We start from the raw sequence: 12976 nt of genomic DNA, 5'->3' as shown, positions 1-12976 counted from the left end.
GAGATTACTCCGCTGCCCCGAGGGCCTGGCCGGTCTCGAATTCCTTCCGCAGCGCCGTGAAGAAGCGCCCGATCAGGTGCTTCGACACGCTGCCGAGGATGCGCTGGCCGACGCCGGCCACGAGGCCGCCCACTTCGCCCACGCCCTCATAGGCGAGCAGGCATCCGCCGGCCTCCTGCGGGATGATCTCGAACTTCGCCGAGCCATTGCCGTGGCCCAGCGAACCCGCGCCCGACACGCTGATGTGGCAGGTGCGCGGGGGCTGCTTGTCGGAGAGCGCGATCTCGCCTTCGAACGAGCCGCCCACCGCCGCGACGCGCAGCTGCATGTCGACCTTGTAGGCGTCGGGGCCGGTCTCGGTCATGGCCTTGCAGCCGGGGATGCAGCGGGTGAGCACGGCGGGATCGTTGAGCGCCGTCCACAGGCTCTCCACGTCGGTCTGGATGGTCTCGCTTCCGGCGATATCGAGCTTCATGGGGTCAGCTCCTCACAGGTCCAGAAGGCGCTGGGCGAGCCCGCCATTGATGGAGGCGCGCTCTGCGTCGGTGAAATTCGTCTCGGCGACGATCTTGGCGGGCACGAGATCGCCGATGGGGAACGGCATGTCCGAGCCCATCATGATGCGGTCCGCGCCGACGATGTCGGCGAGATAGCGCAGCGTGCGGGTGTCCTGGACGATGGTGTCGTAATAGAGCGTGGCGAGCGCCGCGTCGGGGTCGCCCAGCTTCTTGTCGAGGCCGTAATTCGTCCGCAGGCGGCCGATCACGTAAGGCAGCGCGGCGCCGCCGATGCCCGCCACAATCTTCGCGCGGGAGAAACGGGTGACGTGGCCGGAATAGATCAGGCGCGCGAAGGCGATCATCATGTCGGTGACGCGGCCCACCGCATTCGCCATGCCGTAATCGTGCACGCGGTCATCGCCGCTCTCGAACACGGGGTGGATGGCGACGCTCATGCCGAGCTCGTCCGCCGCCTCCCAGAAGGGGATCAGGCTCGGATCGTCGAGGACGCCGCCCTTGCCGTTGGGCTGGGTGCCGATCATGGTGCCCTTGAAGCCCTGGCCATGAGCCTCACGCAGCACTTCCGCCGCGCGGGCGCCGTCCTGCAGCGGCACGAGGCAGAGCGGGATGAGACGCGGCTCGGCCTTGGACGTGGCGAGCATGTGCTCGTTATAGAGCCGCGCCCAGGCAATGCCCTCTTCCACCGGCAGATCGTTGCCGAAAATGTCCAGCCAGCCGCCGACGATCTGCCGGTCGATCTTGTTCTCGTCCATCCATTTCAGGCGCGCAGGCAGATCGCTGAGGCCCTTCGACACCGGACGGGTCGGCTTGCCGCCGGAGAAGGCGAAGCCACCTTCTTCCGTGATGCGCACGGACGGGAACTTGCCGGCCTGCGACTTGATCGCATCGACCAGGGTCGGCGGAACGAGATGGGCGTGGGCGTCGATGATCATGCGCTTTGCTTCTCTTGGTTCAACTTGGCGCGCGCGGCCGCGACCGCGTCGCTGATGGCGTAGATGCGGATGGGGAGCTTGTCGAAGGTGATGCCGAGATCGGCCACCGCATCGTTGATGGCGCCGGAGACGGCCGCCGGCGCGCCGAGATAGCCGCTCTCGCCGGAGCCCTTCTGACCGAAGACCGTGAAGGGCGAGGGCGTCACGTGATGGACGATCTCCACCTCCGGCACCTCGTGGGAAGATGGCAGGAGATAGTCCATGAAGCTCTGGGTGAGCATCTGGCCTTCGTCGTCATAGACGAACTCTTCCAGCAGCGTCGCGCCGATGCCGTGGGCGATGCCGCCCAGCGTCATGCCCTTCACGATGTGCGGGTTGATCACCGTGCCGCAATCGTGGCCGATCACGTAGCGGCGGATCTCCGGCTTGCCGATGTCCGGGTCGAGCGCCACCAGCACGCAATGGAACTCGAACGAGTGGCAGGGATACATCTGCACCCGGCCGTTCTCGGGCAGCTTGGTGCCGGTGGGCACCTGCATCACGTGGGTGACTTCCAGCCCCGGCTCGGTGTCGGGGGGCAGGAGGTGGAACTGGCGGTGGGCGAGATTGACGAGGTCCGCCCACTCGATGCGCTTGCCGCCCGCCACATCGATCACCGCGCCGGTGTCGTAGGTGGCATCCTCAGGGGCGACGCCAAGTTGGTGGGCGCCAATCTTGATGAACTTCGCCTTCAGCTTCTCCGCCGCGTGGAAGCACGCGCCGCCGAGCATGATGGCCATGCGGCTGCCCACGGGCGAGTTGGAGGGCAGGCTCGCCAGCGTGTCCGGGCGCACCACGCGGATGCGGTCCGGATCGATCTGGAGCACTTCCGCCACCACCGTCGCGGCGAGGGTCTCGTGGCCCTGGCCGGAGGAGGTGGTGTGGATGGTCACCGTGACGAAGCCCGGCCCATCCACATTGATGCGGGCGGAATCCATCCAGGTAGTGGTGGTGTTCTTCTCGTTGAGCAGGGGCTCGAACGAGGAATTGCCGCCCGACGGCTCCAGGCAGGCGGCGATGCCGATGCCCGCCAGCATTCCGGAGGCACGCAGCCGGTCCCGCTCCGCCTTCAGGGCGTCGTAGTCCACATGGGCCATCACCTTGTCGGCCACGGTGTGGTAGTCGCCGCTGTCGTAATGGGTGCCCGAGGGGATGAGGTAGGGGAACTCCTCCTTGCGGATGAAGTTGCGCCGACGCACTTCCACCGGGTCGAGCCCGCAGGCCTGCGCCACCTTGTTGATGGCGGTCTCGATGGCATAATTGGTCGGCGACTGGCCGAAGCCCCGCACCGCCTCCTGCACCGCCTTGTTGGTGGTCACCGACTGGGCGCGGTAGGCGACGCTCTCGATCTTGTACGGCCCGACAATGGCGCCGATGGGCTTGCCGAGCTGGAACGGCGCGCGGCCCGCATAGGCGCCCGCATTGTCCAGCGCCCGCATCTTCATGGACTTGACGATGCCTTCATCATTGAAGGCGATGTCCACGTCGAAGATGCGCTCCGGCCCATGGGCATCGCCCGAGCGCATGTTCTCCAGCCGGTCCTCCAGCAACCTGACGGGCCGGTTGAGGCGGCGGGAGAGGTAGGAGACGAGCACGGTGTGCTTGATGCCGCGCTTCACGCCATAGGAGCCGCCCACATCCACATCCTGGTGGACGCGCACCGAATTGGTGGGGATGCGCAGGGCCCGGGAGATCTGGTCGGAATATTTGGGCATCTGGATGGACGCCCAGACATCCAGCATTTCGCGCCACGGGTCCCAGGAGGCCGTCACGCCGAACGTCTCGATGGGCACCGTGGAATTGCGGCCCCAGGTGACGCGGAAGGAGAGATGACGCGGGCTCTCGGCGAAGTGCTTGTCCACCTCGCCCCACACGAACTGCTTGTCCAGCAGCACGTTGGAGCCATGCGCGGGATGCACCGGCGGGCTCGACGGGTCGAGCGCTTCCTCCGCCTTGGTCAGGTAAGGAAGGACCTCGTACTCCACGCGCACCTTCTCGGCGGCGTCCTCGGCCAAAGCGCGGGTGTCGGCCACCACGGCGGCGATCCATTCGCCGGCATAGCGGGTGTGGCCCACCGCCAGCGGATAGCGCTTCACGTTCGGCGTCTCGAGGCCGTTCATGAGCTGGTCGACGCCGCCGGCAAGCTCCTCGCCGGTGAGCACATAGTGCACGCCGGGCATGGCGAGCGCGGCCGCGCCGTCGATGGAGATGATGCGCGCGGCGGGGTAGCGCGAGGGCACCAGCGCTACGTGCAGCATGCCTTCCACCACCACATCCGCCACATAGCGGCCATGGCCGGCGACGAAGCGGCGGTCCTCACGGACCCGGCGGTTGGAGGAGACGAAGCGGAATTGTGACGGCTTGGCGCTCATGGCTTGCCCCCGTGCGGCATGTCGGCGGCGGCAGCTTCGAGGATGCCTTCCTCGGGCGCATCATGGCCGGCTTCGGGATCGATGCGGGGTGCGCCGATGTGCGGCGCCGGGATGCCGCGCGGCGTGTTGGCCTTGCGCAGGCGATCGGCGGCGAACTCCACGGCCTCGATAATCTGGCCGTAGCCGGTACAGCGGCAGATATTGCCGGAGATGGCCTCGACGATGTCCTCGCGGGTCGGGCTGTCCTCGCGTTCCAGCAGGGCGTGAGCCGAGAGGATCATGCCCGGCGTGCAGAAGCCGCACTGCATGCCGTGGGTCTCGCAGAACGCGTCCTGGATGACCGACAATTCACCGGGCGCAGGCGCGAGGCCCTCAATGGTGGTGATCTCGTAGCCGTCCGCCTGGCAGGCGAACATCAGGCAGGAGCGCACCGGCGCGCCGTCCACCAGCACGGTGCAGGCGCCGCACACGCCGTGCTCGCAGCCGGCATGGGCGCCGGTGAGCTTGAAGTCTTCGCGCAGGGTGTCGAGCAGCGTCTTGCGCTCCTCCACATCCGCCACGCGCAGCGTCTGGTTGACGCGAAGTTCGACCTTCATCGGCCGCTTCCCTTCACTTGAGCATCGGCCAGCGCATCACTCACCGCCCGCGCGCCGAGCACGGAGGCGACGCGGCGGCGATAATCGGCGCTGGCATGGAGGTCGCTGGTGGCCTCCAGGACCGAGGTGGCCTCGCGGACGGCATCCGCGACCGCGGCGGCATCGAGCTGTGTGCCGACAAGCCGGGAGACATCGAGCTTCACGGGCCGGTCGCCCACGCCGCCGATGCCGAGGGCCAGCTTCACGCAGCGCCCCTCTTCATCGATCGCCACCTGGGCGGCGGCGGAGACGAAGGCGAAGTCGGACTTGCGGGCGCTGATCTCGTGGAAGGCGACGCCCACCCGCGCATCGTCCCACACTGGGAAGCGCACAGCGGTAAGAATGCCGGTGGGTGGCACGGAGGTGAGCATAGGGCCGATGAAGAAATCGTCCGCCGGCATGGGCATGGGGCCACCCTCGTCCTCGATCACCATCTCCGCCTCCAGGGTGACGGCGACGAGCGGGATCTCGGCGGAGGGGTCCGCATTGGCGCACGAGCCGCCCACGGTGCCGCGATTGCGAGTCGGGGGATGGCCCACCCACGGAAGCGCGGCGGCGAGCAGCGGCAGGTCGCTGGCCACGAGGGCCGAGCGCTCCGCCAGCACCTGGCGGGTGGTGGCGCCGATCACCAACGCATCCTCCTCGCGGGCGATGCCGGAGAGGCCGGGAAGGCGGGAAATGTCCACCAATGTCGTCGGCCGCGCGAGGCGCATGGCCAGCATGGGCACGAGGGTCTGCCCGCCGGCGATGATGCGCGCATCCTCGTCCGCCGCGAGGGCGGCGCACGCTTCGCTCAGCGTCGCTGGCCGGACATAACGAAAGGGGGCCGGTTTCATCGCGAGTTCCTGAAGGGGAGCGGCGGCCCCTGCACGGGCCGCCGCGCGGTCAGCCGAGCAGGAGGCCGGCGGCCGCGGGAGAGAGGACCGAGACGGTCTGGGAGGCGAGGAGGGGGCCGTTCACCTCGGAGGCGGTCTTCACGGTCTTCCAGTCGGGATCGGCGCCGAACGCGGCCCATCCCGCCGCGCGGGAGGTCTCGTCCTTGAAGCGGGTGATGTAGGTCATCTTGCCGTCTTCCTCGGGGGCCGTGAAGACGCCGACGAGCTCGATTCCATGCTTGGGCAGGCGGGGCACCACTTCCTTCAGGAAGCGCTGGCGCATGGCGTCCGCGCGCCCCTCCGCCGCCTGATAGATCCGGATCTCATACAGCATGGAACGCTCCCGGTTGGGCGACGTCGAGCGCCGCCATCATTGATTAGGACGATACAAGTTCAAAACGCGCCGAGTCAATCATTGAGATAAAGCAATTCTGTAATTTGACTTATATATTATGATGCAATGCAAAGGATTCATGCTGCATCGCACCTAAAATGAGCCATTATTGAGCGATTTTTGCCTCTCAACTGACGCCTTCGGTGAACAAACCACGCCATTTCGCCGAGCCATATTGCATCAATTTGCAGATTGAACTATTCGCTTAGTCATTAGCCAGGTGAATCAATGACCGACTGGGTCCCATCGCTCTCTACCCAACGCGGGCCGCGCTACGTGGCCATCGTCGACCAGCTCGAGGAGGACATCGCCTCCGGGCGGGTGAAGCCGGGCACGCGCCTTCTCCCCCAGCGCGACATGGCCGAGCGGCTGGGCATTAGTGTCGGCACGGTCTCCAAGGCCTATGCGGAGGCCGAGCAGCGCGGGCTCATCTCGGGCGAGGTCGGGCGCGGCACCTTCGTCCTGCGCCGTAAGGCGGCATCGCGCGGCGATGAGCGCAATGGCGGCCATTCCATCAATCTCGCCTTGAACGTCCCGCCCTCCACCGGCGAGGCGGACGTGATCGCGGCGACCCTGGCGGAGATCGTCGCGGACGGGGAGATGGAGGGCCTGCTCGGCTACCTGCCGCACCAGGGCCGGCGCGACCATCGCGAGGCCATCGCCTCCTGGCTCGCCATCCACGGCATGGCGGCGGACCCGGACCGCCTGTTCATCACCCACGGCGCCCAGCACGCCTTGTCCATCGCGCTCGGCATGGTGGCCGCGCCGGGCGATCCCGTACTGACCGAGACATTGACCTATTCGGGCATGCTCGCCCTCTCCGCCCAGCACGGCTACCGCCTGCATGGCGTCGCCATGGATGCGGAAGGGCTGCGGCCCGAGGCGCTCGACCGCGCCTTCCGCGAGACCGGCGCGCGAGTGCTCTATTGCATGCCGACGCTCCAGACGCCCACCGGCGCCCTGATGCCCCAGGAGCGCCGGCTCGCCATCGCCGACATCCTGCGCGAGCACAATGCGTATCTGCTTGAGGACGACGCCTACGCCTTCCTCCTCCCCGTGCCGCTGCGCCCCCTCTCCGCCCTCGTGCCTGAGCGCTCCTTCTATGCGGTGAGCCTCGCGAAATGCCTCGCGCCGGGCCTGCGCATCGGCGCCATGATCGCGCCGGACAGTTTCCGCGACCGCTGCATCAACGGCCTGCGCGCCACCGGCTGGATGGCAGTGCCCACCATGGCGGAGACGGTCTCGCGGCTGATCCAGAATGGCGGGCTCGCGCGGCAAGTCATGCTGAAGCGCGAGAAGGCCGCCCAGCGCGACGAGGTGGTGCGGCGCGTGCTGAAGGACTGGCTGCCCGTGCGCAACGGCCCGCCCTGCTTCCATGTGTGGCTGGCTCTGCCCATGGGCCGGACGCTCACCGCGCTCATAGCCCAGGCGGCGCAGGCCGGCATCACCCTCGCCCCGCCCGGCGCGCTGCATCCCCACGACCCGACGAGCCGTGGCGTGCGCCTGTGCCTCGGCGCGGCGGCGAGCGAAGCCGAGCTGGAGCGGGCCCTGGTGGAATTGCGCTCCATCCTGGAGCGCGCCGAAGCCATCTCGTTCGTCTGATGCACACCGACACGCTGAAAGACTACGCCCTGGCGCTCTATGGCGGCGAGGGCGTCTCCGCCGCCTGCCTTACGCTCCAGGAGCGCACCGGGCTCGACGTGAACATTCTCCTCTTCGCCGCCTGGATGGGCGCCGCTCGCGGGCGTGCCCTCGGTGCGGAGGAGGTGGCGCAGGCCCAATCCCTTATCTCCGACTGGCACAAGGAGATCGTGCGCCCGCTGCGCGCCGTGCGCCGCCGCCTGAAGACCGGCCCCCTCCCCGCCCCTTCCGAGGCCACCGGGATGTTGCGTGTCAGGCTCCAGGCCCTGGAGATCTCCGCGGAGATCATCGAACTGGAGGAACTGGGCGCCCTTGGCCTGCACCTCGGATCACAATCCGGCACGGGGACGCCGCAGGACATGGCGGCCCTCGGCATGCTAGCCGTTGTGGAAGCGGCCGCCGGCCGCGCGCCTGAGACCGAAGAGAAAGACGCCGTGGAGATAATCGCCCGCGCCGCCGCCGAGACCGCCTTATGAGGCGCCTCATCATCGCCATCACCGGTGCGTCCGGCGCCATCTACGGCATCCGCGCCCTCCAGCTCCTGAAGGACGTGGAGGATGTGGAGACCCATCTCATCCTCACCCCCTCGGGCCTTCGGACCATCACCGAGGAGACCGACCACAGGCCGGAAGAGGTGCGCGCGCTCGCGGACGAGGTCTATAACCCCAAGGATATCGGCGCGGCGCTTTCCTCCGGCTCCTTCATCACCGCCGGCATGCTGGTGGCGCCCTGCTCCATCAAGACGCTGAGCGGCATCGCCCATTGCTACAATGACGAGCTGACCGTGCGCGCCGCCGACGTGTGCCTGAAGGAGCGGCGCCGCGTGGTGCTGCTGCTGCGCGAGACGCCGTTCCATGCCGGCCATATCGCGCTGATGGCGCAGGCGACGCAGAACGGCGCCATCATCATGCCGCCCGTGCCGGCCTTCTATCACCGCCCGGAGACCCTGGACGACGTGGTCAACCAGACGGTGGCCCGTGCGCTCGACCTGTTCGACATCCGCCTCAAGATGACCAAGCGCTGGAAGGACGAGACGGGGGCCGACTGAAGGGCCGTGCTCCCCGGGCTTGGGCGCGAGGCCTCCCTCTCCCGATCGCGGGGAAAGGGTTAGGCTGCATCGACATTCAATAATGATGGGCGCTTTCCGCCCTTGGCACCCGTCATGCCCGGGCTTGGCCCGGGCATCCACACCTCTCCTTTGAGTGCGCACCTGGCGGAGCCCCGTGGATGGCCGGGACAAGCCCGGCCATGACGCTCACTGATCAGGCCAAAGGCACCATCAGATGGCGACGATGGTGCGCCCGCGCACCTGACCTTTGAGGATGTCGTCCGCCAGCGCCGGCAGGTCCTCCAGCTTCACCTCATTGGTGACACGGTCGAAATCCTGCGGCTTGAGGAGCTGCGCGACACGCGCCCATGCTTCCGTGCGGGTCGCCGTGGGGCAGTTCACCGAATCCACCCCCAGCAGCGCGACATTCCGCAGGATGAAGGGGAAGACGGTGGCCGGAAGCTCCGTGCTGCCCGCAAGTCCGCAGGCCGCGACCGCACCACCATAGACCGTGGAGGCGATGACATTGGCGAGGATGGGCCCGCCCACCGTGTCCACGGCGCCGCTCCAGCGCTCGCTCTGCAGCGGCTTTCCGGGTGCCTCGTAGGTTTGCCGGTCGATGATCTCTGCGGCGCCCAGGGACCGCAGATAATCCTCTTCGCTCCGCCGCCCGGTGAGAGCGCTGACCTTGTAGCCGAGACGGGCAAGCAGCGTCACGGCCACGCTGCCGACGCCGCCGGCCGCACCCGTCACCAGCACCTCGCCGCCGGCCTTGATGCCGTAGCGCTCCAGCGCGTTCACGCAGAGCATGGCGGTGAGGCCCGCCGTGCCCAGCGTCATGGCGTGGCGCGCGGAGAGGCCCTCCGGCAGCTTCACAAGCCATTCGCTCTTCACCCGCGCCCGCTCGGCGAACCCGCCCGACCAGTTCTCGCCCACGCCCCAGCCGGTGAGCACCACCTTGTCGCCGGGCTTGAAGGCGGGGTTGGCGCTCGTCCGCACCGTGCCGGCGAAGTCGATGCCGGGCACCATGGGGAGCGCGCGCAGGATGCGGCCGAGCCCCTTCAGCGCCAGCCCGTCCTTATAATTGAAGGAGGAATATTCCACGTCGACGGTCACGTCGGCCTCCGGCAGGTCGGCCTGCGTGATGGTCTCCAGGGCGATGGACTGCCCGCCATCCGTCTTCCTGGCCATGATGGCGCGAAACGTTTCGCTGCTCATGTTTTGTTCCTCGTTCGAGTGGACACAGGCGTCCCTCCCCGATCCTTCGTCTCAGAAGCCCAATCTCAAAGCAACCTATTTGTTTTACAAATCGCTCAATGTCGCTGCGACGGGTTATCGAGGGACAAAGTTCCCGCGCGGCCAGCAGGAACCCAGCGCAACCTTTGCCGTTCTCTGCTAGGATCATGCGAGGGAGGCGATCATGGGCATTATCTGGACCATCATCATCGGGTTCCTGGCTGGCATCGTGGCCAAGTTCCTCTATTCCGGCCCCAATGAGCCGAAAGGTTTCGTGCTCACCACCGTGCTCGGCATCGTGGGCGCACTGGTTGCGACCTATCTCGGCCAGGCCATCGGCTGGTACCAGGCCGGCCAGGGGGCGGGCTTCATCGGCGCCATCGTCGGTGCCATCATCATCCTGATCGCCTGGGGCCAGCTCGCACGCCGCGCGTAAGCCCCGCCTGACGTCACGGCCGGGGCTCGTCCCGGCCGTTTTGCCGTTTGTGGCAAGGCCGGCGGCGGGGAAGACCGCCCGGGGCACGCATATGTGCCCTTGCCTGGCGGATGAGCCACGCGCCATCCTGGCAGCCGCCCATTCCGCCGGGAGCGGTCTTCATGACAGTCTTGTTCGATGCCGACGCGGTTGAGGCCGCCCTCGACTATCCGCGTCTCGTGGAAGCGCTGCGCGCCGCATTCCGTGACGAAGGCGAGCCGATGCCGGTGCGGCAATCCTACGAGGTGGGTACGCAGGCGGCACCGGGGCATCTGCTCACCATGCCGGCCTGGAAGCGGGGCGAGGCGGTGGGCACCAAGCTCGTCACCATCTTCCCGGCCAATGCGGCGCGGGGCCTCGGCTCGGTCTCCTCGCTCTACGTGCTGTTCGACGGCGAGACCGGCACGGCCCGGGCCATCCTGCCGGGGGACGCCCTCACCAACAGGCGCACCGGCGCCGCCTCGGCGCTCGCCTCCACCTACCTGTCGCGGCCGGAGAGCCGGACGCTGCTGGTCATCGGCAACGGCCATGTGGCCTTCCACGCAGCGCAGGCCCATTGCACCGTGCGGCCCATAACCCGCGTGCTGGTTCATGGGCGATCCCCCGAGAAGGCCGAGGCCTTTGCCGTGAAGCTGCGCAGCGGGAGTGTCGAGGCGCTGCCCGTCACCGACATCGCTGCGGCAGCCGCGGAGGCGGACATCATCACCTGCGGCACCACCTCCACCGTCCCGCTCATCACGGGCGCGCACGTGCGGCCCGGCACCCATGTGGACCTCATCGGCGCCTTCACGCCCGACATGCGCGAGAGCGACGATGCGCTGGTGGCGAAAAGCGCGGTCTATGTGGACACGCGGGCCGGCGCGCTGGCGGAAGCGGGAGACCTCACCCAGGCCACCCACGCGGGCGCCTGGTCGGCCAATCTCCTGCGCGGCGACCTCCACGATCTTTGCTCCGGCCGCGTGCCGGGGCGCACCTCGCCGGAGGAGATCACCCTGTTCAAGTCGGTGGGCGCCGCCATCGAGGACCTGACGGCGGCCATGATGGTGATGAAAGCGGGGCCGGCTTAGAGGCCCCGGGAGAGCATCTCCCGCGCCCGCTCCAGATCCTCCGGCGTGTCCACGCCGAGGGGCACCTCGGCTACCTCCATGGCGTCGATGCGCATGCCCGCCTCCAGCGCGCGAAGCTGCTCCAGCTTCTCGCGCCGTTCCAGCGGCGAAGGCGGCAGGGCGACGAAGCGCTCCAGCGCCGCGCGGCGCCAGGCGTACAGGCCAATATGGTGGTACAGCGGCCCCTCGCCCCAGGGCGCGGTGGCGCGGGTGAAATAGAGCGCCCGGAACCGCCCACCGCCGAGGGGCGTGCCCACCATTTTCACCACGCTGGAGGAGGTCTTCTCCTCCTCCCGTGTGATCACCGCCACGGGCGTTCCGATGGCGACGTCCGGGTCCTGAAGCGGGATGCAGGTGGCGCGGATGGTGTCGGGCGCCACGGTGGGCAGGTCGCCCTGCACGTTGATCACCGCATCGAAGTGTCGGTCGGGGTCGAGCGTCGTCAGCGCCTCGAAGATGCGGTCGGAGCCGGAGGGATGGTCCGGCCGGGTCATCACCGCCTCGCCGCCCGCCGCACGCACCGCCTCCGCGATGGCCGGCGTGTCGGTAGCCACGAACACCGGCGCCACGTCCGCCTCCATGGCGCGGCGCCAGACTGCGACGATCATGGGCTCGCCATGGATGTCGAGCAGCGGCTTGTCCGGTAGGCGGGTCGCCGCCATGCGGGCGGGAATGAGGATGACGGGCTTCATGCTGCGCCCGAAAGCTGCGCCTTGCTGAGCTTATCCAGCGCGACGAGGTCGCGCATCATGGGCTCGAATTCCTTCAGGGGCACCATGTTCGGCCCGTCGGAGGGGGCATGGTCCGGGTCCGGATGGGTCTCGATGAACAGGCCCGCGACCCCCACCGCCACCGCCGCGCGCGACAGCACCGGCACGAACTCCCGCTGGCCGCCGGAGGACGCGCCCTGCCCGCCCGGCTGCTGCACCGAATGGGTGGCATCGAAGATGATCGGCGCCCCGGTGCGCGCCATGATGGGCAGGCCCCGGAAATCGGTGACGAGGGTGTTATAGCCGAACGAGGTTCCCCGGTCCGTGAGCAGCACGTTGGGGTTTCCCGCCCCCACGAGCTTCGCCACCACATTCTCCATGTCCCAGGGGGCGAGGAACTGGCCCTTCTTCACGTTCACCACGCGCCCGGTGGCGGCGGCGGCGAGCAGCAGGTCCGTCTGGCGGCAGAGGAAAGCCGGGATCTGGAGGATGTCCACCACCTCGCCCACGGGCGCGCACTGGGCGATGTCGTGCACATCGGTGAGCACGGGCAGGCCCAGCGTCTCGCGGATCTCCGCGAAGATGGGCAGCGACTTCTCCAGCCCCAGCCCCCGATGCGCCGAGGCGCTGGTGCGGTTCGCCTTGTCGAAGGAGGTCTTGTAGATCAGCCCGAACCCGAGCCGCCCGGCGATCTCCTTCAGCGCGGAGGCCACCTCCAGCGCATGGGCCCGGCTCTCGAGCTGGCACGGGCCGGCGATGACGGCGATAGGCAAATCGTTGCCGAAGCGGACGGGGCCGACGGAGACGGTCGGATTGGGGGAAAGGGTCACGGTTTGGGCCTTTGTTGCGCCCGAGGCGTCATATGGGAGCATGCGATTTTCGCATATTTCACGCACCCGTACGCGCCGCCCGCCACAAGGGCAAGTCCCACCCGCGTCACTCTCAGGACCGGGCTCCGCCCGGACCTGAGAGGTGTTCGGACGGTGAAATCC

General features: G+C 68.1%; 14 protein-coding genes. 5 read left to right on the top strand and 9 right to left on the bottom strand.

The annotated features are described in order from the left end of the window. Window positions 1-4: 4 nt before the first annotated feature. From ABLE91_RS10605 to ABLE91_RS10580, 6 genes are read right to left on the bottom strand one after another with little or no spacing between them, the layout of a single operon-like run. On the bottom strand, window positions 5-475 hold the full coding sequence (locus tag ABLE91_RS10605) for an SRPBCC family protein (RefSeq protein WP_348930782.1): 471 nt from the start codon (window positions 473-475) through the stop codon (window positions 5-7). A gap of 12 nt (window positions 476-487) precedes the next feature. Next, window positions 488-1453 carry an amidohydrolase family protein gene (locus ABLE91_RS10600; protein ID WP_348930781.1) on the bottom strand — a complete coding sequence of 322 codons (966 nt, stop codon included), beginning with the start codon at window positions 1451-1453 and terminating at the stop codon, window positions 488-490. Further along, complete coding sequence (locus ABLE91_RS10595) at window positions 1450-3864, bottom strand: xanthine dehydrogenase family protein molybdopterin-binding subunit (RefSeq protein ID WP_348930780.1); 2415 nt, start codon at window positions 3862-3864, stop codon at window positions 1450-1452. The genes ABLE91_RS10600 and ABLE91_RS10595 overlap by 4 nt, the downstream gene beginning before the upstream one ends. Then, window positions 3861-4460 carry a (2Fe-2S)-binding protein gene (locus ABLE91_RS10590; RefSeq protein WP_348930779.1) on the bottom strand — a complete coding sequence of 200 codons (600 nt, stop codon included), beginning with the start codon at window positions 4458-4460 and terminating at the stop codon, window positions 3861-3863. The genes ABLE91_RS10595 and ABLE91_RS10590 overlap by 4 nt, the downstream gene beginning before the upstream one ends. Then, complete coding sequence (locus tag ABLE91_RS10585) at window positions 4457-5335, bottom strand: FAD binding domain-containing protein (protein WP_348930778.1); 879 nt, start codon at window positions 5333-5335, stop codon at window positions 4457-4459. The genes ABLE91_RS10590 and ABLE91_RS10585 overlap by 4 nt, the downstream gene beginning before the upstream one ends. A gap of 49 nt (window positions 5336-5384) precedes the next feature. Then, window positions 5385-5708, bottom strand: coding sequence for an NIPSNAP family protein (locus ABLE91_RS10580; protein WP_348930777.1), 324 nt, complete (start codon window positions 5706-5708; stop codon window positions 5385-5387). A 288-nt stretch (window positions 5709-5996) separates the two neighbouring features. Between ABLE91_RS10580 and ABLE91_RS10575 the strand changes: the two genes are divergently transcribed. The 3 genes from ABLE91_RS10575 to ABLE91_RS10565 are packed head-to-tail and all read left to right on the top strand — an operon-like array spanning window position 5997 to window position 8457. Beyond that, window positions 5997-7370: an aminotransferase-like domain-containing protein gene (locus ABLE91_RS10575; RefSeq protein ID WP_348930776.1), complete on the top strand. Its 1374-nt coding sequence runs from the start codon at window positions 5997-5999 to the stop codon at window positions 7368-7370. After that, window positions 7370-7885, top strand: coding sequence for a TIGR02444 family protein (locus ABLE91_RS10570; protein ID WP_348930775.1), 516 nt, complete (start codon window positions 7370-7372; stop codon window positions 7883-7885). Before ABLE91_RS10575 ends, ABLE91_RS10570 begins: the two co-directional genes overlap by 1 nt. Further along, on the top strand, window positions 7882-8457 hold the full coding sequence (locus tag ABLE91_RS10565) for a UbiX family flavin prenyltransferase (protein ID WP_348930774.1): 576 nt from the start codon (window positions 7882-7884) through the stop codon (window positions 8455-8457). Before ABLE91_RS10570 ends, ABLE91_RS10565 begins: the two co-directional genes overlap by 4 nt. Window positions 8458-8688: 231 nt before the next feature. Here the strand turns inward: ABLE91_RS10565 and acuI are convergent, their stop codons facing one another. Further along, window positions 8689-9675, bottom strand: coding sequence for an acrylyl-CoA reductase (NADPH) (gene acuI / locus ABLE91_RS10560; protein WP_348930773.1), 987 nt, complete (start codon window positions 9673-9675; stop codon window positions 8689-8691). 202 nt (window positions 9676-9877) lie between these two features. On the opposite strand from acuI, the gene ABLE91_RS10555 reads away from it, so the two are divergent. Further along, the gene (locus ABLE91_RS10555) at window positions 9878-10129 is read left to right on the top strand and encodes a GlsB/YeaQ/YmgE family stress response membrane protein (RefSeq protein ID WP_348930772.1); all 252 of its coding nucleotides are present in this window, start codon (window positions 9878-9880) and stop codon (window positions 10127-10129) included. A 161-nt stretch (window positions 10130-10290) separates the two neighbouring features. Then, complete coding sequence (lhpI, locus tag ABLE91_RS10550) at window positions 10291-11235, top strand: bifunctional Delta(1)-pyrroline-2-carboxylate/Delta(1)-piperideine-2-carboxylate reductase (protein ID WP_348930771.1); 945 nt, start codon at window positions 10291-10293, stop codon at window positions 11233-11235. On the opposite strand, the gene ABLE91_RS10545 is transcribed toward lhpI, so the two are convergent. Both ABLE91_RS10545 and kdsA read right to left on the bottom strand, forming a co-directional pair. Next, the gene (locus tag ABLE91_RS10545; RefSeq protein ID WP_348930770.1) at window positions 11232-11966 is read right to left on the bottom strand and encodes a 3-deoxy-manno-octulosonate cytidylyltransferase; all 735 of its coding nucleotides are present in this window, start codon (window positions 11964-11966) and stop codon (window positions 11232-11234) included. The genes lhpI and ABLE91_RS10545 overlap by 4 nt on opposite strands. Further along, a complete protein-coding gene (kdsA, locus tag ABLE91_RS10540) occupies window positions 11963-12856 on the bottom strand; it encodes a 3-deoxy-8-phosphooctulonate synthase (protein ID WP_348930769.1) in 894 nt (297 codons plus the stop codon). Before kdsA ends, ABLE91_RS10545 begins: the two co-directional genes overlap by 4 nt. Between the last annotated feature and the right edge of the window lie 120 nt (window positions 12857-12976).

The organism is Aquabacter albus, from assembly GCF_040049275.1.
In the GTDB taxonomy this organism is placed as follows: domain Bacteria; phylum Pseudomonadota; class Alphaproteobacteria; order Rhizobiales; family Xanthobacteraceae; genus Aquabacter.
The sequence above is the reverse complement of the archived record's forward strand: the minus strand, read 5'-3'. Positions and strand labels throughout refer to the sequence as shown.